We start from the raw sequence: 23288 nt of genomic DNA, 5'->3' as shown, positions 1-23288 counted from the left end.
GGTATTGCCCTTCGGCGCTCGGAGCTCCGCGCTCGAAAGCGCTGCGGCAGGGCGTCAGGATGACGATTCAGTCTGTTTACGGCATTGCACGCAAAGGGCCTGCGACACTACCAATATGGCAAGTCCTTGGGGCGGCTGCTAGAATACCTCATAGAGGAAACTCGGGAGGGTGTCTTGGCGCCGCTCCTGCAAATCAAGGATTTGCATACTGAGTTCCGGACTGGCGCGGGAGTTGTGCGCGCTGTCGAGGGGATTTCTTATGCCGTCGAGCAGGGCGAGACGGTCGCGATCGTCGGCGAGAGCGGGTCGGGCAAGTCCGTCGGGGCGCTGTCAATTCTGCGCCTGATCCCGGATCCGCCCGGGCGGATCACGCGCGGCGAGATTCTTTTTGCCGGCCGCGACCTCATGCAGCTCTCGGACGCGCAAATGCGAGAAGTGCGGGGCGGCGACATCGGCATGATCTTCCAGGAGCCGATGACATCATTGAATCCCGTCCTCAGCATCGGCCGGCAGATCACCGAGACGCTTGAGCAGCATCGCCGGGCCGATCCCGCTGCGGCGCACAAGCGCGCCATCGAACTCCTCGGTCTGGTCGGCATCGCCGATCCGGCCCGCCGCCTCAAGCAGTATCCGCACCAGCTCTCGGGTGGCATGCGCCAGCGCGTCATGATCGCGATCGCGATCGCCTGTGATCCCAAGCTTATTATCGCGGACGAGCCGACGACTGCGCTCGACGTGACCATCCAGGCGCAGATACTCGAGCTGATGAACGGCCTGACGCGCCGGCTCAATGTGGCGCTCATCATTATCACGCACAATCTCGGCGTAGTGGCGCGCTATGCCAAGCGGGTCAACGTCATGTATGCCGGGCGCATCGTCGAGAGCGGCCCGGCAGCGGCGATCTACCACGACCCGCGCCATCCTTACACGATGGCATTGCTGCGGTCGGTGCCTCGGCTCGATCGCCCGCGCCAGGCGCGTCTCGACCCGGTGAACGGGCAGCCCCCAGACCTCACGCGCCTCGACCAAGGCTGCGCTTTCCGCCCGCGTTGTCGCTTCGCGGTGGATACCTGCGCTCAGGTGCGGCCGCCGCTCGAGCCGGCAGGGCCAGCCGGCCACCTTGCGGCCTGTCTGCGCGGCGAGGAGATCGTCGCCGCGGCCGGAGCGGTGGCATGAGGACGCCCGCAACCCACGCTCCGACCCTCCTCGAGGTGAAGGGCCTGCAGAAGCTCTTCCCGGTCACCGAGGGCGTCCTCGCGCGTCGCGCGGTCGGCGAGGTTCGGGCGGTCGACGGCGTCGACTTCACGCTTCGCCGGGGGGAGGTAGGTTTGTCCCGGATGCCCATGGCGCGCAATCGGCGCGTGACGACGCTGCCATAGATCCGGTCGCGATCGCGGATGAGGTAGTGCGGAGCCTCATCCCAAGGAAATGCCTCCGTTACTTGACGTGCAACCCATTCGGCCGTGGGATTTGCAGTGACGTTGATCCAGATGAGGTCTCTACGGTCTAGCCGGACGATGACGAAGGCATAGAGCAGGTCGAAACCGATAGTTGGAACGACGAACAAGTCCATGGCGGCAATGTCCCGCGCGTGGTTACGCAAGAAGGTTCGCCAGCCCTTGCTGGGCGACCCGCGTCGCCTGACCAAGTACTTGGCGACGCTCGACTGCGCGACCTCAAATCCGAGCTTGAGCAGCTCGCCGTGAATGCGTGGCGCGCCCCAAAGCGGATTTTCGACACTTATCCGCCGGATCAATCCGCGCAGCTCGGTGTCGATCTGCGGGCACCCTCCCTGTGGGCGCGACTTCCAACGCCAGTAGCAACGAAAACCGGCCCTATGCCAACGCACGAGCGTCTCGGGCCGGATGATCGTAAGAACCTGCAGGGATGGATGGAAACCAGCGATACAGCTGGATAAGGAAACAGCGATCATTGTTCCTGAGCCGGACGCGACCATACAGCTTACGCTTCAAGACAATCAATTGATGTCGAAGCGCCGCGTTCTCAGCTTCAAGCCGCAACTTCGACTTGAATGGCGAGGCCAGGACGGCCAGAACGAAACAGAACAGCCCGATCATTCCGCCAGCTTAGGCGACTCCATCACGTCATCAACTCGGATAAGGTTTTCGGTACACACAAGCCCATAATTCCTTCGAAAATCGTCATTGCAGCCCCTCATCGAGGCAGTGCATGCACCAGCCATTGACACGCTTGAACCTCGGTTCGGCGGGATTAAGCTAACCGAGGAGTGGATTTAGCTCGTCAGCTTCATGCACGACGATTTGGGATAATTCGATCTGGAGCTGAAACGGCGCTCTTTGTCTTTGGATCGCAATTTCTTCTCGCTCCTACTTCCGGCTCCCCCGTTCATCGAGCGCAGCCTTGCACGAACTAGATAATACGTTCTCGTGGCCGGTTAAGCATTGCTTCGGATGCTCCTCGTTAGCACACAACTTTTCTATGTCGAGTTGGCACGCAGAGCGTAATCGTCCGCCTCCTCCTCCGCCCCTTCCTGAACCCGCTTGGTCTTCGTTCGAAGAGCTTTCGTTGCATCCTGCGAGACAGCTCGTTAAGGCGGCAGCAAATATGAGTACCATCCGTGTCATTTTTTGATACCTCGGATCACCATGCATTTCGCAACTCTTCCGTTTTCTTAGACTCTCAATAGTTTTGCGATAGTGAAGGCCAACTGTTTCCAAGCCGCTAAGCCGTACGCTTTAAAGGCCGTATTGATGTCTGATATGTCAGGCACTAAGGCACACCTGAGCATCCAACAGTCGAAGAGTTTAGCAGAGGAGAATGACAAACTGTTCCACCCATCGGAGCGCGTCCTCATGCATCGCCTGAGCTTCGCAGTCGCGCTGCATCGTGATCGCAATCGCCGACTTGACGCCGCACCGAGCTCCCCACTGCTCTTGAACGAAACCCCTCCAGCGCTAGGTAAACGACCGGGGTAGTGAAGAGCGTCAGGAGCTGGCTTGCGGCGAGCCCTCCGATGATGGCGATGCCGAGCGGTTGGCGCAATTCCCCGCCGACCCCGCTACCGAGGGCCAGCGGGACAGCGCCGAGCATGGCGGTCAATGTCGTCATGAGAATGGGGCGGAACCTGACAAGGCAAGCCTCGACGATCGCATCCTGGACCGATAGTCGACGCTCGCGCTGCGCTGCAAGCGCATGGTCGATTATCATGATGGCGTTTTTCTTGACGATGCCGATCAACAGGATCACTGCCAGGATCCCGATCAGGTCGAGCGGACGTCCCGCCGCCCAAAGCGAGAGGATCGCCCCGATCCCGGCGGAGGGGAGCGTCGACAGAATTGTCAGAGGGTGGAGCGTGCTCTCGTAGAGCACGCCCAGGATGATGTAGACGGCGATCAGTGCGGCTGCGATCAACACCGGCTGGTCACCGACGGTATCGGCGAAGGCGCGTGCGGTGCCCTGGAAGCTGCCGCGGATGTGGTCCGGCGCGCCGAGATCACGCATGCCTTGTTCGACGATCTCAGTGCCGCGCTCCATCGGCAGTCCCGGAGCCATCGAGAAGGTCAGCGTCGCGGCGGGAGACTGTCCCTGGTGCGCTATGGAATTGACCTGGACGCCGGTCTCGATGCGCGTGATGCCGGTCATGGGAATCAGCTGCCCGCCAGGTCCCGCGACGAATATCTTCGCCAGCGAGGACGGATCGTCCTGCAGCCGCGGATCGGCCTCAAGCACCACGTGGTAGGTGTAATGCGTGTCGTAAATCGCCGAAACCAGCCGCTGACCGAACGCGTCGTAGAGCGCCTGGTCGATGTCCTGCGCCGCCAATCCGAGACGCGAGGCGGCGTCGCGGTCGATGACCAGATTGGTTTGCAGCGCGCCGCCTTCGAGATCCGTGGTGACGTCCCGCAGCTCCCGCGACTGCTTCAGGTTTTCAACCAGGCGGCCGACCCAGGTCTCCAGCTCGGCCACATCGGGGCCGGTCAGGGTGAACTGATACAGCGCCTTAGAGACCCGTCCGCCAATGCGCAGTTCCTGGTCCGGCATCATGAAGAGCGTGACCCCCTGCAGTTCGCGGGCCTGGCGGCGCAGGCGGTTGATGACTTGGATGGTGCCAACCTTGCGTTCCGCCAGCGGCTTTAAGGCGACGAACAGGCGCGCCTGATTGGGAGCTGCACCTGATTGACCGGTATAGCTGCCTACCCTGGCGACCGCCGGATCATCCATGGTCATGCGCATCACCGCCTGCAGGCGATCGGTCATGGCCCGGAATGAAATGGAGGCAGGCGCCTCGGCGATGGCGACGATGGTGCCGATGTCCTGCTGGGGAAAGAAACCCTTGGGCATGACCATCCACAGCGCCACCGTGCCGAGCACGGTTACGCCGAGGCTCGCCAGCGCCAGCGCGCGGTGACGAAGCGTCACCGTGAGGGCCCGCTCATACAAGGCGACGAGCCAGCCTGACAGGCGTCCTTCGCCGACCTGCGTTGCAGCCTGCCGCTCGACATTGGCGAGGTAGGCGCCCATGACCGGGATCAGGGTCAGCGCTACCAGCGCGGAGATCGCGATGGCGATTGCCAGGGTCACCGAGAACTCGCGGAGCAGGCGGCCCATCATTCCGCTCATGAAAAGCAGCGGCGTGAATGCCACGATCAGCGAGACGCTGATCGTGAGGACCGTGAAGCCGATCTGGCCGGCGGCCTTGCGGACCGCTGCGAGTGGCGCCTCGCCCGCCTCCCGCTGTTTGCTGATCGCCTCGACCACCACGATGGCGTCGTCGACGATGAAACCGGTCGCGATGGTCAGCGCCATCAGCGACAGATTGTCGACGCTGTAGCCGATCAGATACATCGCCGCGAAGGTGCCGGCGATAGACAGCGGGATCGTGACGGCCGCGGCCATGGTCGCCCACAGCCTTCTCAGGAAGAGGAACACCATCGCGACGATCAGCCCGATACTGATCAGAAGCGAAAGCTCGACTTCGCGGACGCTGGCCCGGATCGTCTCGGTGCGGTCGATCATCACCGCGACGTCGACGGCGCGAGGCAGCCACGCTTGCAGCGTCGGCATCAGCGCGCGGACGCGGTCGACGGTCTCGATGACGTTGGCGTTGGCTTCCGTGAACACAAAGACCAGCACGGCGGCTTTGCCGTTGTACCAGCCAGAGGTACGGACGTTCTCGACGCTGTCGATCACCGAGGCGACCGTATCCAGGCGAACCGGCGTCCCCGCGCGCGTAGCGACGATGACGGATTTGTACTCCTCGGCCTTGCGCAACTGGTCGTTGACGCGCAGCACGAAGGACCCGGCCGGGCTCTCGACGCGCCCCCTCGGCCCGGCGGCGTTGGCGGCGTTCAGCGCGGTTCTCACGTCCTCAAGCCCGAGGCCCATGGACGCAAGCGCGCCCGGATTGACCTGCACGCGAACCGCCGGCTTCTCGGATCCGTTGACGGTCACCTGGCCGACGCCTTTGATCTGCGACAGTTGCTGCGCCAGTATCGTATCCGCGGCTTCATACACCGCCCCGGACGGCAACGCGTCGGAGGTGAGCGCCAGGATCAGCACAGGAGAAGCGGATGGGTTGTTCTTGCGCCAGGTCGGCGGATGCGACATGCCGGACGGCAGACTGCTGGAGGCGGCGTTGATTGCCGCCTGCACGTCGCGCGCGGCGGCGTCGATCGAGCGGCTGAGGTCGAACTGGACGACAATCGTGCTCAGGCCGGGCAGGCTGGTGCTGGTGAGTTCGCTCACGCCGGCGATCTGCCCGAGCCGCCGTTCGAGGGGCGCGGCGACGGTCGCCGCCATCGTCTTTGGATCGGCCCCTGGAAGTGCCGCGCTCACCACGATCGTCGGATAATCGACGCGAGGCAGCGACGCCAGAGGCAGGAAGCGGAATGCCAGCGCACCGCTTATCAGCAGGGCGAGCATGAGCAGGCCGACGCCGACCGGTCGTCTCAGGCAGAGGTCGAAAAATCCCACGTCCGGTTTCTCCTCACCCCGCCGGCTTCGGTGCCGGCCGCCACGCGGTGCTCCTGATCGCCCGCCGCACGCGATCGAGCGCCACATAGATCACCGGCGTGGTGTAAAGGGTCAGGAACTGGCTCAGCAGCAGGCCGCCGATGATGGCAATGCCAAGCGGTCGACGCAGCTCCGAACCCGGTCCTGAGCCAAGCGCCAGCGGCAGCGCTCCCAACAGCGCGGCCATCGTGGTCATCATGATCGGGCGGAATCGCTTCAGGCAGGCATCGAAGATGGCGTCCGCCGGCGCCAGGCCCGCGGTCCTTTCGGCGGCGAGAGCAAAGTCGATCATCATGATCGCATTCTTCTTCACGATCCCGATCAGCAGAATGATGGCGATCACGCCCATCAGCGACAGGTCGTAGCCGCCGAGCATCAGCGCGATCAATGCGCCAATGCCCGCCGAGGGCAGCGTCGACATGATCGTGATCGGGTGGATCGTGCTCTCGTAGAGCACACCCAGCACGATGTAGACGGCGACCATTGCCGCCAGGATCAGCCACACCTGGCCGGAAAGGGATTCCTGGAATTCGGCCGCCTCGCCTGCAAAGGATCCACCAACGGATTCCGGGATGTCGATGGCGCGCTCGGCTGCCCGGATCGCCTTTACCGCCTCCCCCAGCGAGACGCCGGGCGCTGCATCGAAGGATATAGTGACCGAGGGGAAAAGACCTTGATGCTGAATCGCGAGCGGGGCGTTTCCGAGGCGAATGGTGGCAAAGCTTTCCAGCGGCACCTGAACGCCCGCACTCGAGGGGACGTAAAGGCGCTTCAGATCGGCGGGATCGAGCTGGAACTCGGGCGCGACCTCGAGCACCACGTGGTATTGATTCTGCTGCGTGTAAATCGTCGAAACCTGACGCTGTCCAAACGCATCATAGAGCGTGTCGTCAATAGTTTGCGGGAGAACGCCGAGCCGCCCGGCCTGGTCGCGGTCGACGACCGCGTCGGCAACAAGCCCACCGGTTTGCTGGTCACTGGCGACGTTGCGGAGCGCTGGGCTTGCCTTCAGGCGCTCAAGCAAAAGCGGTGCCGCAAGCGCGAGCTCCGCCGGATTGGCATCGACCAGGATGTATTGATACTGCGTGCGGGTCGCCCGGGTGCCGATCTGGATCTCCGGCGCCGGCTGCAGATACACCGAAAGTCCCGCGACCTGCGCCAGGGCGGTGCGGAGCCGGCGAACGATCTCGTTAACGGTTTCGGTCCGATCGCCGCGTCGCTTGAGGACGATGGTCATGCGGCCCGTATTGGGTGTCGAGTTCACGACCCCGACGCCGACGAAGGAATCGACGCCGGTGACGCTGGGGTCGTTCAAGGCGATCTCGGCCGCCTTCGCTTGCAGCGCCGCCATCTTGCTGAACGGAATTTCCGGTCCCGCATCGGTGGTCGCAACGATCACGCCGGTGTCCTGCGCCGGCAAGAAGCCTTTCGGGATCGTCGCATAGAGCACGACAGTCAAAACAAGGGTCGCGATAGTGACCGCAAGGGTCGCGGTCTCGTGGCGCATCACCCAGGCGAGGCTGCGGTGATAAAATCGTAGCGCCGCCAAGAATGCCCGCTCGGGTCCGGCAAGCCAGGCGCTGGCGGTCGCCTCCGCCTCAGGCGTCAGCAGGCGGGCGCACATCATCGGTGTGAGGGTCAGAGAGACGATCGCCGACACCACAACGGCGGCAGACAACGTCAGCGAGAATTCTCGGAACAGCCGCCCGACGATGCCACGCATGAACAGGAACGGTATGAAGACCGCGATCATCGATGCGGTGAGAGAGACAATCGTGAACCCAATCTGGCGCGCGCCCTTGTAGGCGGCCTGGAGTGGTGTTTCGCCGTCTTCAATGTGGCGCACGATGTTTTCGATCATGACGATGGCGTCGTCGACCAGGAATCCGGTTGCGACGGTCAACGCCATCAGAGAGAGATTGTCGAGGCTGAACTTGGCAAGATGCATGACGCCAAAAGTGCCGACGATCGACAACGGCATGGCGATACTCGGAATTACCGTCGCCCAGAATCGTCGAAGGAAAAGGAAGATGACAAGGACGACGAGCGCGATGGTGAGAACCAGCGTGAGCTCGACTTCGGCGATGCTCGCCCGGATCATTTCGGTGCGGTCGGACAATATGGCGAGCCGGACATCGGGCGGCAGCCCCGCGCGCAGCCTCGGCAGCAGTTCGCGAACGCGGTCGACGGTCTGGATGATGTTCGCACCAGGCTGGCGCTGAATGTCGAGAAGCACGGCCGGGCGCCCGTTGAACCAGGCTCCCACCTTGGTGTTCTCGGGTCCCGAGACAGCGGTTCCAACGTCGCGAACCCTGACCGGGGCGCCATCGCGGTAGGCCAGGATCACGTTGGCATAAGCCTCAGGCGCCAGGATCTGGTCGTTCGCTCCAATCATGAACGCCTGGTGCGGTCCGTCGAAGCTGCCCTTCGGCTGCGCGACGTTGGCCCGCGCCAGCGCCGCACGCACCTCTTCCAGGCTGAGCCGGTAGGCCGCGAGCTGGACGGGGTTGACCTGGACACGGATGGCCGGCCTCTGGCCGCCCTGCAGCGTGACGGCGCCGACGCCGCTCACCTCGCTGAGCTTCTGCGCCAGCACGGTATCCGCGACGTCGTTCACCTTGGTGATCGGCAGCGAGTCCGAGGTGAGCGCCAGGATGAGGATCGGTTGATCGGCCGGGTTGACCTTCTTGTAGATCGGCGGGTAGGGCAGATTGGCGGGCAGAAAAGCCCCTGCGGCATTGATCGAGGCCTGTACATCCTGGCCAACCGAATCGATGTCCCGCTCCAGGCTGAACTGCATCGTGATTACGCTGATCCCGAACGAACTCGTCGAGGTCATCAGCGTCAGCCCGGCGATCTGCCCAAGCTGCTGCTCCAACGGCGTCGTGACCAGCGGGGCCATGGTGTCCGGCCCGGCTCCGGGCAGCTGCGTGACGACCTGGATGGTTGGAAAATCGACCTCGGGCAGCGACGAGACCGGGAGCAGGCGAAAACCTAGCCAGCCGACCAAGAGGACGGCGATACTGAGCAGCGATGTCGCTATCGGTCGGGCAATGAATGGTGCCGAGACGCTCATCTCCGATTTCCACGGCGGTTGCCGGACTCGTCTCCCTTCGCGGCATCGTCTGATGTTTCACTGCGCGAGGGCACCGCCGGAGCGGCCCTGCTGGACTCGCCTAACCCAACGCTGACCGGCGCCTCCAACTTCCCTCCGCCGGTCTCCTCGGTTGGAATGACGGTCGCACCCGGCCGAAGCTGCTCCTGACTGTTGATCACGACCTTCTCGCCCACCTCCAAACCGGATTCCACCAGTGCGGTCGGGCCCGCCACCTGTCCGACCCGGATCGGGCGAAGCTCAGCCTTGTCGTCCGGACCGACGATATAAGCAAAGGTCCCGCCGTCATTGCGCTGGACTGCGGTGGTCGGGATCACCGTGCCATCGCGCCTGGTATCGAGCTGGACTTGGGCGTTGACGAATTGACCGGGCCAGAGCCGGCGGTTCGGGTTGGCGAAGGTCGCTTTCAGGCGGATCGTTCCGGTCTGCGCATCGATGCGGTTATCGACGACCGCGAGATCGCCCTCTTCGAGAACCGTCTTGCCGTCGGCGTCGACGGCCGTCACCCGGACCTTGCTCTTCGCCAGCGCGTCATTGATTGCGGTGAGGTTCTGCTGAGGCAGTGAAAACGCCACGGAAATCGGCTGAAGCTGAGCTATCACCACGATGCCGGTCGCCTCCGCCGCGCGGACCATATTGCCCTCGTCGACCAGCCGGACACCGACGCGGCCGGTGATCGGGGCCCTGATCGTCGTGTAGTCAAGCTCGAGCGCGGCCGAGTCGACACTGGCCTGATCGGTCTCCAAGGACGCCTCCAGTTGCCGGACCAGCGCCTTTTGGGTGTCGACGCTTTGCTGTGTGGCGAATTCGCCGAGCTTGACGTAGCGTTCCAGATCCAGCCTGACGTTGGCGAGATGCGCTTCGTCCTTGGCCTTCATCCCCTGCGCCTGGCTCAGCCGCGCCTGGTAGGGACGCGGATCGATCTGCGCCAGCGCGTCACCGGCCTTGACGTCCTGTCCTTCCTTGAAGATCACCTTGTCGAGCTGCCCCTCGACCCGGGCGCGAACGGTGACGGTATTGTAGGCCTGAACAGTTCCGATACCGTCCACATGAATCGGAACGTCCTGACGGCTCACCGATGCCGTGGTCACCACGACGGGCCCGCCCAGCCGGTGCCGGCCTCGTCGACCGCCACCTCCGCCGCCGCGGCCGGTCCCCGAGCCACGCGCCTCTTCGGAAGCCGTCATCGTTGCCCCCGATTGGGAATCGAAATACCACCAACCGGCCGCGCCGAAGAGGAGAAGGACAAGCGTAACCCAGATCCATTTTGCCATCGGAGAACCGATTATCTATCTAGCTCGCACCGTCGGTCATGACGGCATCCCCGTCCTGCAACCCCTGCTGACCCGCAAGCACCGCGTCGCCCTGCACCACGCCACTCACGATCTCAATCTCGGGTCCGTCGCTGAAGCCGACTTTCACCGGCACCTTCTTGGCCTTGGCGTTGACTGCGATGAACACGAATGTGCTGGTCTTCTCCTTCACCAGGGCGGATGCCGACAGCAGAAGCGCGTCGTGCCTCTGCTCGATGTCGATCCGCGCGCTCATCAGCATACCGGGACGCAGCTCCAGCTTTGGATTGGGCATCTGAACTTCAGTCAGCATGGTTTTGGTGTGCCGGTCCAACGCCTGATAAAAACGGGTCACCGTGCCCTCGAAGCGCTTGCCCGGCAGGTCGTCGGTCGTCATTATTACGTTTTGCCCGATGGTGATGTGTGGCACTTCGGTCTCGGGAACCGGGATCTGGATGCGCAGCGTCGCAAAATCGGTAAGGTTCACGATCGCCGCCGCCTCGGGCGTGTCGGCGGCGTTCGGCGCCGGGATGAACGCGCCCGGATCGACGTAGCGCTTGGTCACGACACCATCGAACGGCGCGCTGATGCGCGCGTAATTCAGCATCGTCTCGGTATTCTTGACGTTGGCCTTGGCGACATTCAGTTTGGCGCGGGCCACCGCGAGATTTTTGTCGGTATTATCACCGCTCTGGCCCGCCTTCGACGCGGCAGCTTCAATCTGCAGCAGCGTAGCCGCCGCCAGATCGAGTTCGGCGGCGTATTTGACCTTCTCGACCTGCAACTCCGGAACGTCGATATTGGCGATCAAGTCGCCTTTCTTGACTGCATCGCCCTTATCGACGGTGAGCGTATCCAGATATCCGGCGACCTTGGTAAACAGGGTCACTTGATACAACGGATGGACCTCGGCCGGCAGCGTCAGGTAGCGATGCGCCTCTCCCCTGTGAGGGTGGACGATCTTCACCTGGCGCGGCGCCGGTGTGGGGTTCGCGGCGGCGGGCCCTGACACCGATTGTTCGCAACCGGACAGGAACGTCGACATGCACAGAATAGCCGCGAGCGGCACGGGGGACAATTCCTTCATATGACCTCACGGCTTGAGATGGCTGGTTCGTAATACGGGCTGCGATCGTCGAGGGGATGAAGCGATCCGGACCGACGATGGGCCCGCTGCTGTGAAAGCGCGAAAATGAACGGCAGCACAACGAGGGTCGCGAGCGTGGCGAAGATGAGCCCGCCGACCACCGCGCGGCCGAGCGGCGCCATTTGGCCGCCCCCCTCGCCCAGGCCGAGCGCCATCGGCGTCATGCCGGCTATCATCGCCACGCTGGTCATCAGGATCGGACGCAGCCGGCTTCGCGCGCCTTCCAACGCGGCCTCGGCCGCGCTGGCGCCGGCGCGGCGCGCATTCTCGGCAAAGGTCACAAGCAGGATGGCGTTCGCCTCGCCGATGCCGATCGCCATGATGGCGCCGATGAACGACTGGATATTGAGCGTGGACCCGGTGAGCCAGAGCGCCACGATGACCCCGGCCAGCACCGCGGGAACCGTCGACACGGTGATCAATGCGAGCCTCACCGACTGGTAATAGGCGGTCAGCAGCAGGAAGATCGCAACCACGGCAAGCACCATGCCGCGTCCCAGCCCCTGCATCATTTCCTGCATCGGCACCGCCTCGCCGCGCACAGCCACCGAGACCTTCGGCGGCGGAGGGCCAAGACCGGCCAGCGCATTCGAGACCAGCCGTGAGGCCGAGCCGAGATCGCCGGTGCCAAGATTGGCTTTGACCGTAATCAGCCGCTGCATGTTGTAGCGATCGTATTCGGACATCGCGGTGCCTTCGCTAATTTGGGCGACGTTGCGGAGCAGAACGTCCTTCTCCTCCGGGTGCATCTTCTTCAGCTTGGGGGCCTTCTTGTCCTTTTCGGCCTTGTCCATTTCCTTTTGCTTGTGTTCGAGAACCGACAGGTTGCCGACGTCGTCGAGCGAGGTCATCAGCTGTTGCGGGATCTCCACCTGCACCTGATAGGCGACGCCGCTGTTGGGATCGGCCCAGTAATTGGGGACGACGAAACGGCTGGACCATGTCGCCGGGATGAGCGCGCGGGACACCTGGTGGATATCCACGCCCAGGATCCCGGCGCGCTCGCGATCCACCGCAACGTCGACCGTTGGATAGTCCAGCGACTGACCGAACTGAACGTCGCGCAGTTGGCCGATCAAGCTCAGTCGATCCTTCACCTTCTCCGCAAAGCCGCGGATCTCGGCGAGGTCCGAGCCGCTGACCGCCACTTCGATCGGCGTCGAGGCCCCGAGGCTCATGACCCGGCTCACGATGTCGCCCGGTTCAAATGAAAAGCTCGCCGTCGGGATCTCGGCGGCAAAATCCTTGCGGAGACGCTCCTCCAGGTCCCGCATGCGCACGCCGGCGCCTTTTCGCAGCTGGACCTGGAGGACGCCCTCTTCGGGGCCGCCGTTCCACAGATGCACGAAATTGGTCGGGAAGTTCGATCCGTGGACCCCGAGCAGGCCGAGGGAGATCAGGACGTTGTCCGCTCCGGCGTCTCGCTTGATGATGTCGAGGGCATGCAGCGCGACCTTTTCGGTGCCGTCGATGTGGGTGCCGGCGGTCGCGCGCAACCGTACCTGCATCTGCCCCGCATCGACCCGCGGGAAGATCTCGGTGCCGAGACGGCTGCCGACCAGGACAATCACGACCACCGACGCGACCAGGTAACCCGCGATCAGCAACTTGGCCGGCGCCAGCGAATTCAAGCGTCGCGCGTAGGCTTCCTGAAGACCCCTGAAGCGCTCGGTGCCGGGAGTGGGGTTCTCGTGACCGCGCAGCAGCCAGACCGCAAGGATCGGGACCAGCGTGCTTGACAGCAGGTACGAGCCGATCATGGCGAAGCCGACGGCCAGCGCAAGCGGCGTGAACATCGCGCGGGCGGCTCCGACCATGAACAGCGCGGGGGTGAACATCGCCACGATGCACAGCATCGCCAAGAGCCGCGGCCCCACCGTTTCCACGGTGGCGTCATAGGCCGCCTGGGCAAGACCCTTGCCGCGCGTGAGATGCACGTGAATGTTCTCCAGGCCGACGGTGGCCTCATCGACCAGGATGCCGACCGCCAACGCCAGACCGCCGAGCGTCATGATGTTGACCGTCTGGCCGCTGAGCCAGAGTGCGAAGATGCCGGCCATCAGCGAAAGCGGGATATTGACGACCACGATTAAGGCGCTGCGCGCGTCGCGCAGGAACAGCAGGATCATCAAGCCGGTCAGCGCCGCGCCAAGGATACCTTCCAGCGTCAAGGCGGAGAGCGCGTGGCTGACATAGGGGGATTGGTCGAATTCGTAGCTGACCCTCACGTCGCTCGGAAGCACGGTCTGGAATTTGGCGATGTTGCGCTTGACCTCGTCGACCACGAACAACGTCGAGGCGTCGGCGCGTTTGGTGACGGGGATGTAGACGGTGCGCCGTCCATCGACGAGCGCGTAGCTCGTCACGATGTCGGCGCCGTCCTGCACGTCCGCCACGTCGCGCACGAAGACCGTCGGCAAGGCGCCGGGATGTATCGGCACCGCGTTGAGGTCCTTGACGTTCGCCGCGACGGCGTTGAGCGGGACCATTGGGTACATGCCGGCCAGCATCATGTTGCCCGACGGACTGACCAGGTTGGCTTTGGTGATCGCGTCGACGACGTCGTCGGGCGACATCTGATAGGACTTGAGCCGTTCGGGCTTCAGCTTGACGACGATGGTCCTGGCGCTGCCGCCGAACGGTGGCGGAGCGGAGACCCCTGGCAGCGTCGCGAACAGCGGGCGAACCAGGTTCAACGCCGCGTCCTGGATCTCGTTGACGGACCTCGTCTCGCTGGAAAAGACCAGGTTGCCGACGGGAACGCTGCCGGCATCGAAGCGCATGATGAACGGCGGCAAGGTGCCGTTGGGCATGAAGGCCTTGGCGGCGTTCACGTAGGCGACCGTCTCCGCCATCGCCTGCGACATGTTGGTGCCGGGATGAAACTGCAGCTTGATGATCGCTGCGCCCTGGATGGACTTCGATTCGACGTGCTCGATGCCCGCCATGTAAAGGAAGTGGTACTCGTAATAATACGTCAGATAGCCTTCCATCTGCGCCGGATCCATGCCGCCGAACGGTTGCGCGACATAGATCGTCGGAACGTTCAGCGTCGGAAACACGTCCTTCGGCATTTGTTGCCAGGCCAGCAGCGACAGCAATGCCACCGCAACCACCGTCACGACGATGGTGAATGGTCTGATCAGGGCGAATGCCACGAGGTTCATCGACGCACCATTGGCGAAGGGGTTCGGTTCATACGGATTTCGGAGCTACGCCGCCGCCTCCTTGAAGATAAAGCGATGCCGAACGGCGATGGGCTCGGCCTTGGACCAGCGCAAATACGAAGGGCAGCACAATGAGTGTCGCCAGCGTTGCGAAGGCGAGCCCGCCGACCACTGCGCGTGCCAGCGGCGCCATTTCGCCACTGCCCTCACCCCAGCCAAAAGCAACCGGCAGCATGCCGGCGATCATCGCAATACTGGTCATCAGGATCGGCCGCAGCCGGCCCCTCGCTCCCTCGAGCGCCGCCTCGATAGCGGTCGCACCTGTTCGGCGCGATGTCTCGGCGAAGCTGACCAGCAGGATGGCGTTCGCCTCGCCGACCCCGACCGCCATGATCGCGCCGATGACTGACTGGACGTTCAGCGTCGTGCCGGTCAATGCCAACGCCAGCGCTACTCCGGCGAGAACCGCCGGAACGGTCGACAACGTGATCAGCGCGAGCCTGATCGACTGGAAATAAGCGGTGAGCAAAAGCAAGATCGCGATCACCGCCAGCGCCATGCCGCGCCCAAAGGCCTCCAGCATCTCGCCCATCGGCACCACCGCGCCGCGCACAGTCACCGAAACCTTCGCCGGCGGCGGGCCGAGACCAGCGAGGGCACGCGACACCAACCGCGAGGCTGAGCCGATGTCCTCGCCGGGCGCAAGGCCGGCCTGGACCATGATGAAACGCTGGCCGTTGTAGCGGTCATATTCCCGGGGCGCGGTCCCTTCACTGATCCGCGCGACGTTGCGCAACAAGACCGATTCGCCGTTCTCTTGCTTAATTGTGAGATTGCCGACCTCGTCGAGCGAGGTCATGAGTTGCTGCGGGATCTGAACCTGCACCTGATAGGTGATGCCGGTTTCCGGGTCGGCCCAGTAGTTGGGCACGACGAACCGGCTCGACGATGTGGCCGGCACCAGCGCGCGCGAGGCCTGCCGCATGTCGACGCCCAGGATTCCGGCCCGTTCGCGGTCGATCGCAACGTTCACAGTCGGGTAGTCGAGCGGCGCGCCGAAGCGGACGTCGCGCAGTTGCGGGATTTCCGCCAGCCGCGCCCGGACCGTCTCGGCGAAGGCCCGGTTGCTGGCGAGCACCGGCCCGCCGATCGAGACCTCGATCGGCGCGGACGCGCCGAGACTCATCACCCGGGAGATCAGATCGGCGGGTTCGAACGAAAAACCGGCGTTCGGAATCTGGGAAGCAAATTCCCTGCGCAGGCGTTCCTCAAGCGCTCCGGTCAGCGTCGTGCCCGGCCTCAACTGCACCTGCAGCACCGCATCTTCGGTACCACCGTTCCATAAATAAAGCAGGTTGATCGGATAGGCAGAGCCGTGCACGCCGACTAATCCGAGTGAGGTCCCGACATTATCGGTCCCGACCTCGTTCCGGATCACTTCCAGCGCGCGGCGCGCCAGAGCTTCGGTGCCGTCGATGTCGGTGCCGGCAGGCGCACGCAGGCGTACGTGCATCTGCCCGGCATCCACGCGCGGAAAAATTTCCGTTCCGAGCCGACCGCCGACGAGAACGACGACAGCGAGGGTTATCGCCGAATAGGCCAGGACAAGTGGCCCGCGTCGCGGGACCAATCGCTGCAGCGTTTCGGCATAGCGGGTTCGAAGCCTGGCGAACGGGCTGCCATCGACGTGGGCGGTGCAGCTCCGCAGCAGCCAGACCGCGAGCACCGGCACCAGGCTGGTCGACAGAAGATAAGAGGCCGCCATGGCAAATGCGACGGCAATCGCCAGCGGTAGGAACATCGCCCGGACGGCCCCTGTCATCAACAGGGCCGGAGTGAACATCGCGACGACGCAAAGCATGGAGAGCAGTTGCGGCCCGGCAGTTTCGAGCGTCGCGTCGTAGACGGCCCGGGCGATGCCCTTGCCTGTCGCTCTGTGGACGTGGATGTTTTCCACACAGACGGTCCCCTGGTCGACGAGGATGCCGACGGCCAGGGCCAAGCCGCCCAGCGTCATGATGTTGAGGGTCTGGCCGGTGAGCCAAAGCGCGAGAATGGCGGCGAGCAGCGCGAGAGGCACGGTGAGGATCACGATCAAGGCGCTGCGCGCGCTGCGCAGGAACAGGAACACCATGAGCCCGGCCAACAAAGCCCCGATCACGCCCTCGATGGGCAGCCCAGCCAGGGCGCGGGTGACATAGGGCGATTGGTCGAGCTCGTAGCTGACCGTCACGCCAGACGGAAGGACGCCCTGGAAACGCGGCAGACTGTCCTTGACAAGTGTTGCGACATCGAGCGACGAGGCGTCTGCCCGCTTCGTCACGGGCACGTAGACGGCCCGCTTGCCATCGACGAGCGCGTAACTCGTCACGATGTCCGAACTGTCGACGACCTCCGCCACGTCGCGGACGAATACGGCGGGGAGTTTGCCGTTCTTGATGGGTACGGCTTCGAGGGCTTTGACGTCGCCCGCGACTGAATTGACGGGCACCAGCGGATAGCTGCCGCCGATCATCGCGTTCCCCGACGGGCTCACGACGTTGGTAGCACTGATTGCGGCAACGACGTCTTCAGGACTCATATGATAGGAGCGCAGCCGCTCCGGCTTCAAGTTGACCACGACGCTGCGCGCGTTGCCGCCGAACGGAGGCGGAGCAGATACGCCCGGCAGGGTCGCGAACAGCGGTCGCACGAGGTTCAACGCAGCGTCCTGCAACACCTCGATCGAGCGGGTCTCGCTGGAGAACACCAGATGTCCCACCGGAACGCTGCCCGGGTCGAAGCGCGTGATGAACGGCGGCAAGGTGCCGGGCGGCATGAACGCCCGTGCGCGGTTCACATAGGCGACAGTCTCCGCCATCGCCTGCGACATATCCGTGCCGGGATGGAACTGCAGTTTCAGCAGAGCCGCGCCCTGGATAGACTTCGACTCGACGTGCTGGATTCCGGTTATATAGAGGAAATGATATTCGAAATAGAACGCGAGGTAGCCCTCCATCTGAGCCGGGTCCATGCCTCCGTAGGCCTGCGCAACGTAGATTGTCGGGACGTTCAGGTTCGGAAGCACGTCTCTGGGCATCCGCTGCAGCCCCAGAGTTGAGGCCAGCGCAACCGCTAGTATCGCGACTACAACGGTCAGAGGTCGGCGCAGCGATGGCCCGGCCAGGTTCATAAACCTCTCCCCTCAGAGGTTAAACTATGGTGCGAGGCTGAAAACCTTGTGATGAAGCTGATGATTCAATTTGAAGATTCGATTCGACGCAAGTCCGACTTGAGCTAGGCGCCGTACGGATTATTTTTGCAAGCTACCAGGGGCCTGTCCTCAATTAAGCCAGATGATAGCAGCCACGAGGTGGATTGCGGCGAGGAAGTTGCGGCGGTTTTATCGTAGCAGGTGGCGATGGCGCGGTATTACTTGAGATTGCAGAAGAAATTCTCGCTGAGGGGCGCGCTTTGTAGGCGTCTTTGTCGAAATCGCGTTGAAGCCGACCTAGGCGAGAAGCAAGAGGCTCGCAGGAAGATCTCTGACGCTATGGATGTATGAAAAGTAACTTGCATCATGCACCCCGAAGAGAAGAAGGTTCCCTTTGCGGCCTCTGCCAGCATCAGATTGTCCAGCGTCTGATCCGACAACGCTCGACGGTGGCGAGGGTTCGCGATCTCCAGCTCTTTGATCGAATGAAGCTGCGTGAGTTCATCGCAGCTCTCAGCGGCCTAGCCATGTGGCCACCCCCGACGAGTGCTCAGCACCGACGTGCGCACGCTACAATAGGATTTTCAATTCCAACCTCGCGGTCGGTTCCCGACCAAAATGTCGTGGCTTTTGTGCAGCGGCTCCGCGAACATGGATGGATCGAAATCCGAATCGTTGAGATCGAGTACCGTTGGGCTGGCGGAGAGACAGAACGGTTTGCGGAGATTGCTGTCGAGTCAATTAAACTTAAAGTTGATAATTACTATCTGGGGAACCCCGACCGCACTCGCTGTAATGCTTCTCGCCTCGCCGATGAGGTGATCGAGTGAGGCAACGTGAGTTCGTCGGCCTCGAGGCCGCGCGGCAGCGTCGCCGGTTACGGCGCGGGCGCACGGCCCGGACCAAATGCGCAGGAAAAGCCCGGCTTCAGGTATATTCAATCAGCCGGCTCTATCTCTTGAGATCGGGCAAGCCGATCCCAGTGCTGTCGCTGTTCGTCTCGGCATTGCGCATACTCGCCAGGCAGTCGGTGAGGCTCCGCATTCGCAACAAGCAGAGCGCGTCGCGTCTGATGGAGGTGGAAGCATGGCTGCGCGAATAGCGCTGCCGCCACTCGCGATCAGCAAGGACGCAATCGAGAAGCTCGAATGGTATGCTTTGCGGCGGAAAATCGAAGTGTTCCACAAAATCCTCAAGTCGGGGTGCAGAGCTGAGGGACTCGAAGCTCAGGACCGCTCAACGCCTTGCCAATTTGCTTTCCGTCTTTTGCGTTGGCGGGTCTTCTGGATGACCATGCTCAACCCTTCCGCTCCAGATGCGCCGCCGGATTTCGCGCTCACCGAAGCCGAAATTGTTCTGCTTGATCGACTCCTCGGTGAAAGAGAACAAAAGCCTCTTCCGCGAAAAATACTATCCCACTACTTGACCAAAATCGCCCGGCTTGGTGCCTATCTCGCTCGCACCAGCGATCCTCCGCCCGGAAACACCGTCATCTGGCGCGGGCTGTCGCGTCTCACCGATATCGAATTAGGCGCTACCATCGGGGCAACAATTATGGGTAATTGAAAGCCTCACCGGAGGCATACGATCCAGCTCGGCAATGCGGCAGTCAATCTCGCTGATCACGCGCTTCGAGAACGGCCCGAGGTGCATGTACAGCGCCATCAGCATCACGATGTAACGCAGCGCGCCTGGATTGGTCTTGGCGACCTCGACGAAGGCCTTCCAGAACGGCTCGCGAACCTCCGGCAGTGCCCGCATGATCTTGTGTACGCTGTCGATGCCGCCAAGCCTCTTGCGTATGTCGCCATCCGGCAGGTCGCGGCGCCGATCGGACCGGTCAAGCATGACGGCGAGCCGCGACAGCCGTCCTGCATATGCCGTCGGGCTGAACACGTGCTCGAGCACGGCCTTGTAATCCACAAGGATGTCACGAAGCGGACGCTTGGTGTCGAAATTGCAGCCGAGCGTGCATTGGTCGCCCGCCTGCTCGACCTTCATGAGATCATGGCCTTTGTGCAGGCGGCCTTCCTTGGCTAGCCGCCGCGTCAGCTGTGTGCCAGGCAGCGCATAGAGCAGCCCAATCATGCAGACTGGAATGTTCGCCTCCTCGATGAAGTCGATCATCGCCTGTCCCATCGAAACTTTCTCGGTATCGAACCCGACGATGAAGCCCGCGGTGACGAACATGCCGTAGCCGTAGATTCTATGAATGCATTCGGCGATGTTGCGCCTGGTGTTCTGCTTTTTCTTCATCTGCACGAGGGTTTCCGGATCCGGGCTCTCAATGCCGACGAAAATCCCGAAGAAGTTCGCGTCCTTCATTGCCTGCAACAGCTCGCTGTCGTCCGCGATATTGATCGAGGCTTCGGTCGAGAACTCGAATGGATAGTCGCGCTCTTCCAGCCAGGTCTTGAGCCGCGGCAATAAGGTGCGGAGGTTTTTCTTGTTGCCGATAAAATTGTCGTCAACGAAATCGACGTGCCCGCGATAACCGTGGTCGTAGAGCGCTTGCAGCTCAGCTAGAATCTGATCGTTGGTCTTGGTGCGCGGCACGCGACCATACAGCTCGATAATATCGCAGAACTCGCAGGTGAACGGGCAGCCCCGCGAATATTGCACGCCAATGAAGAGATAGTGATCGAACTTGATCAGATCGTAGCGGGGCATCGGGCTAAGCGTGACGTCGATCTTGAATTTCTCGGCGATGAACACGCCCTTGCGCTCGCCGCGTTCCCAGGCAGCGATGAAGTGCTCGATGATTTGCTCGGCCTCGCCGATCACCTGGAAGTCCGCGCCCGCGTAAAGATGCGGGCTGGAGGAGACGTCAGGACCACCGACACATACTGGCTTGCCGTGCAGGTGAGCGAGATCGATCAGGTAGATGAAATCAGGCTGCTGATTGAGCATGCCGCCGATCATTATCAGATCGGCCCAGTGGAGATCCGCGTCCGTCAAAGGCTCGGTGTTACGGTTGACGAGACGGACGTCCCAATGCTTCGGCAGCATGGCGGCGACAGTAATCAGGCCGAGTGGCGCTGCCGGATACCTCGCGCCGACGAGTTCGCAGGCTTCCGTATAGTTCCAGAACGAGTTCGGAACGAACTTCGGATAGATCATTAAGACGCGGCAAGGGATCGTCATGTTGCTCCGGCCCCGACCTTGAGGGTCACAAATGCCACGCAGTGCGTCGGGGCTCAAGGGTTCGATTCACTCGTCGTTACAGGCGTTAAGTGCTGAAATGGTGGAAGGATCTTTCGTATAGAGCCTCCTGCGTCGCTTATTGGCCCTTCTTGGATCGGGGGGCCCCCCTGAGTGTGTCACTGTCGCTCTATGCGTCGCAGCGTGGAAGGTGTCGAAAGTCATCTCCTCGTCGCCGGACAAAGCCACCGAGAACCTGCATCGCGCTGATTTGACCAAGCTGGAAAGTGACGAGCAAATCGCCGAGTGGGTTAAGATCACGGATCGAATTTCGGCGCAAATTGCGACGAAAATGGAGCGCGGAAGAACTTGGCATTGACGGCGTCGATGCCTTCGCCACGCGACTGCCCCGCATCATGTACGAGGCGAACTTCGCTCGAATGCGCTGTGGCCCACTACCAGGACGGTCCAAACCCAAAGCCGAACGTGACCGACGGACCGTAATAGGGCCGGTAGTAGTAGGAGCCCGGCTCGTCATAGTAAGGCCGCGCGTAGTAGCTGGGATAATAGGGCCGATAGTAACGCCGATAGCCATAGCGGTAGTGGCGCCGGTAGCGCCGGCGCGCGCTGAAATCGGTGGCCTTGCCCGACTGCGCCTGTTGCGCGGCCGCTTGCGGCATCGCCGCAGCAGTCCCCGCCGATGCCGATCCCGCAACCGCGAAAGCGCCAGCGACCAGAACAGCGCCGATCCATGCCTTCATGACAAAACTCCTTGTGAGAATGGGCGATCGATAACGCATAGCAATCGTGCCGGTTTCAAGGCCGGAAGGAAATCTACGGAATCATGGAGCGTGCCCGACGTCACCCGCCAGCAAAGATTGCCTTCGCTAAGATGCGACGTGCGTGGGGCTGATCTATCGCGCCGAGCGGTTTCGCGGCGTTCGGGCGCGACCGTCATGTCGGAGGCCGAAAAACGCGGTTGAGGAGGTATTTATAGCCCATGCGGCAATCGACGTGGCGCGTATCCGTCTGGATCAGGTCGCTCAGAATCAGGCGACTGTAGTAGCCATTGTCAGTGCGCCTAACGTTTCGGACATGCTGCGCTTGCACCTGCTTACGGCAGCCCTGGGCAGCCTTGATAGCGTCACTTGGGCAGGGTGTTCTTTTAAAGCAAAGGGTTGTTGAGTTCGACGCCGAGAATCATGTCAAGGGGTGGAACACGTGGGGAACCTTGCGATCTTCAATCCACCTCCGCCGCCAGCAGCAAAGCTAATCGCCAAGTAGCAAGGTTGGCCGGCCTCTCTTGCTTGCCGTTGCAAGCCGAAGCGCGGCTGTCTTGGCCGGCAAAGCTGAAAGATATCGTGCCGAGATGTATCGGTGGCTCGGCGAAGGGATCGCCTCTTTGTGGCACTGAGGCTGAAGCGGCGGATAAGTCAAGCGCGGTTGCGGCGATCGCTAACCCCTGACGATGTCTCGCTCATCGTTCCGGCGGCCTGATGAATCACCTCCGCCGCTTCCTTCCAGCTACGCAGGCAGACCCGGAGACTGTCAGCAAGGAGATGCCATGACGCGTCGCTTGGATACTCCGACCTGATGGCGTCAATGGCCTGCTCCGCTTCATCCGCGTTCCGGCGTATCGATGCGAGCAGCGCGTCGCGATCGGATGCGAGTCGCGAGAAGTCGGCGTTCCTGCTTTGGAACCGTCTGAGCGCTACCTCGATTATCGCCTGGGGCATCACGAGGAGATCCGCATGCCCGCTCATTATGCGGCCCTCACGTCTTGGAGCAATCTCCGAGCTTTCATCTGCAGGGGATGCACCTGCATTGATTCGAATCGCAGACCGCACAGGACCGAGCGGTCGTGGTCGCCGGGGCCGAAGATGCGGATTTGACGGGAGGCGTTGAGCGTTGACATTGCGAACCTCTTTCGGAAGGCGTGACCGGTTGTTGAATACGCAGAGGCGAACCGGACCTCGCAAGACGCGGTCGAAGTCACGCGATAATCCCACTACTCGGCAGCTTAACGCGGATTTAATTGGGCTGATTGGTCGGCCGCTGCTTCAAGATATTGCTGCGCGCACTGTCTATGCGTTGCTGAATCTGTCCTTCGATGAAAGGCCGGGGTGGTTAGCCTTCAAGAGCGGGGCGGGTTCGAGCATCCTTGGCGCGTGCGGCAAATGCTCGCGCCCCTCGCCGGACAGCGCGACGGCGTGTTCTTTTTCTTCCCGACGGCAGGCAG

General features: G+C 62.4%; 13 protein-coding genes. 4 read left to right on the top strand and 9 right to left on the bottom strand.

Annotation, left to right across the window (positions count from 1 at the left end):
* The first annotated feature begins 174 nt into the window (after positions 1-174).
* Both ACFFWD_RS23245 and ACFFWD_RS23240 read left to right on the top strand, forming a co-directional pair.
* Positions 175-1176 (top strand): ABC transporter ATP-binding protein, encoded by a 1002-nt coding sequence (locus tag ACFFWD_RS23245; protein WP_376968905.1) that lies wholly within the window; start codon positions 175-177, stop codon positions 1174-1176.
* Positions 1173-1379 carry a hypothetical protein gene (locus ACFFWD_RS23240; protein WP_376968903.1) on the top strand — a complete coding sequence of 69 codons (207 nt, stop codon included), beginning with the start codon at positions 1173-1175 and terminating at the stop codon, positions 1377-1379. Before ACFFWD_RS23245 ends, ACFFWD_RS23240 begins: the two co-directional genes overlap by 4 nt.
* Before the next feature lie 1453 nt (positions 1380-2832).
* On the opposite strand, the gene ACFFWD_RS23235 is transcribed toward ACFFWD_RS23240, so the two are convergent.
* From ACFFWD_RS23235 to ACFFWD_RS23210, 6 genes are all read right to left on the bottom strand, one after another.
* On the bottom strand, positions 2833-5955 hold the full coding sequence (locus ACFFWD_RS23235) for an efflux RND transporter permease subunit (RefSeq protein WP_376968901.1): 3123 nt from the start codon (positions 5953-5955) through the stop codon (positions 2833-2835).
* A 13-nt stretch (positions 5956-5968) separates the two neighbouring features.
* Positions 5969-9070 carry an efflux RND transporter permease subunit gene (locus ACFFWD_RS23230; protein ID WP_376968899.1) on the bottom strand — a complete coding sequence of 1034 codons (3102 nt, stop codon included), beginning with the start codon at positions 9068-9070 and terminating at the stop codon, positions 5969-5971.
* Positions 9067-10296 (bottom strand): efflux RND transporter periplasmic adaptor subunit, encoded by a 1230-nt coding sequence (locus tag ACFFWD_RS23225; protein WP_376968897.1) that lies wholly within the window; start codon positions 10294-10296, stop codon positions 9067-9069. Before ACFFWD_RS23225 ends, ACFFWD_RS23230 begins: the two co-directional genes overlap by 4 nt.
* A gap of 106 nt (positions 10297-10402) precedes the next feature.
* The gene (locus tag ACFFWD_RS23220; RefSeq protein ID WP_376968896.1) at positions 10403-11488 is read right to left on the bottom strand and encodes an efflux RND transporter periplasmic adaptor subunit; all 1086 of its coding nucleotides are present in this window, start codon (positions 11486-11488) and stop codon (positions 10403-10405) included.
* Positions 11485-14715, bottom strand: a complete 3231-nt coding sequence (locus ACFFWD_RS23215; RefSeq protein ID WP_376968894.1) for an efflux RND transporter permease subunit — start codon at positions 14713-14715, stop codon at positions 11485-11487. Before ACFFWD_RS23215 ends, ACFFWD_RS23220 begins: the two co-directional genes overlap by 4 nt.
* 28 nt (positions 14716-14743) lie before the next feature.
* Positions 14744-17887 carry an efflux RND transporter permease subunit gene (locus ACFFWD_RS23210; RefSeq protein ID WP_376968892.1) on the bottom strand — a complete coding sequence of 1048 codons (3144 nt, stop codon included), beginning with the start codon at positions 17885-17887 and terminating at the stop codon, positions 14744-14746.
* 1107 nt (positions 17888-18994) lie between these two features.
* On the opposite strand from ACFFWD_RS23210, the gene ACFFWD_RS23205 reads away from it, so the two are divergent.
* Entirely contained in the window at positions 18995-19474 is a 480-nt protein-coding gene (locus ACFFWD_RS23205; RefSeq protein ID WP_376968890.1) for a hypothetical protein, read from the top strand.
* Here ACFFWD_RS23205 and ACFFWD_RS23200 read toward each other — a convergent pair.
* The gene (locus ACFFWD_RS23200; protein WP_376968888.1) at positions 19436-21052 is read right to left on the bottom strand and encodes a B12-binding domain-containing radical SAM protein; all 1617 of its coding nucleotides are present in this window, start codon (positions 21050-21052) and stop codon (positions 19436-19438) included. The two genes, ACFFWD_RS23205 and ACFFWD_RS23200, sit on opposite strands and share 39 nt — an antisense overlap.
* A 208-nt stretch (positions 21053-21260) precedes the next feature.
* On the opposite strand from ACFFWD_RS23200, the gene ACFFWD_RS23195 reads away from it, so the two are divergent.
* The gene (locus ACFFWD_RS23195) at positions 21261-21428 is read left to right on the top strand and encodes a hypothetical protein (RefSeq protein ID WP_376968886.1); all 168 of its coding nucleotides are present in this window, start codon (positions 21261-21263) and stop codon (positions 21426-21428) included.
* Positions 21429-21504: 76 nt separating this feature from the next.
* Here the strand turns inward: ACFFWD_RS23195 and ACFFWD_RS23190 are convergent, their stop codons facing one another.
* On the bottom strand, positions 21505-21810 hold the full coding sequence (locus tag ACFFWD_RS23190) for a hypothetical protein (protein ID WP_376968884.1): 306 nt from the start codon (positions 21808-21810) through the stop codon (positions 21505-21507).
* Positions 21811-22482: 672 nt separating this feature from the next.
* Positions 22483-22812 (bottom strand): hypothetical protein, encoded by a 330-nt coding sequence (locus ACFFWD_RS23185; protein ID WP_376968882.1) that lies wholly within the window; start codon positions 22810-22812, stop codon positions 22483-22485.
* Positions 22813-23288 lie beyond the last annotated feature (476 nt).

Source organism: Bradyrhizobium erythrophlei (genome assembly GCF_042430365.1).
GTDB lineage: Bacteria > Pseudomonadota > Alphaproteobacteria > Rhizobiales > Xanthobacteraceae > Bradyrhizobium > Bradyrhizobium erythrophlei.
Note: the sequence above shows the minus strand (reverse complement) of the source record. Positions and strands in the feature narration are given on the sequence as shown.

Coding starts and splice junctions, on each gene's coding strand:
- ACFFWD_RS23185 (WP_376968882.1), bottom strand. CDS start 22,812: ATGAGCGGGCATGCGGATCTCCTCGTGATGCCCCAGGCGATAATCGAG.
- ACFFWD_RS23200 (WP_376968888.1), bottom strand. CDS start 21,052: ATGACGATCCCTTGCCGCGTCTTAATGATCTATCCGAAGTTCGTTCCG.
- ACFFWD_RS23225 (WP_376968897.1), bottom strand. CDS start 10,296: ATGACGGCTTCCGAAGAGGCGCGTGGCTCGGGGACCGGCCGCGGCGGC.
- ACFFWD_RS23220 (WP_376968896.1), bottom strand. CDS start 11,488: ATGAAGGAATTGTCCCCCGTGCCGCTCGCGGCTATTCTGTGCATGTCG.
- ACFFWD_RS23210 (WP_376968892.1), bottom strand. CDS start 17,887: ATGAACCTGGCCGGGCCATCGCTGCGCCGACCTCTGACCGTTGTAGTC.
- ACFFWD_RS23215 (WP_376968894.1), bottom strand. CDS start 14,715: ATGAACCTCGTGGCATTCGCCCTGATCAGACCATTCACCATCGTCGTG.
- ACFFWD_RS23230 (WP_376968899.1), bottom strand. CDS start 9,070: ATGAGCGTCTCGGCACCATTCATTGCCCGACCGATAGCGACATCGCTG.
- ACFFWD_RS23240 (WP_376968903.1), top strand. CDS start 1,173: ATGAGGACGCCCGCAACCCACGCTCCGACCCTCCTCGAGGTGAAGGGC.
- ACFFWD_RS23205 (WP_376968890.1), top strand. CDS start 18,995: ATGGCTGCGCGAATAGCGCTGCCGCCACTCGCGATCAGCAAGGACGCA.
- ACFFWD_RS23190 (WP_376968884.1), bottom strand. CDS start 21,810: ATGAAGGCATGGATCGGCGCTGTTCTGGTCGCTGGCGCTTTCGCGGTT.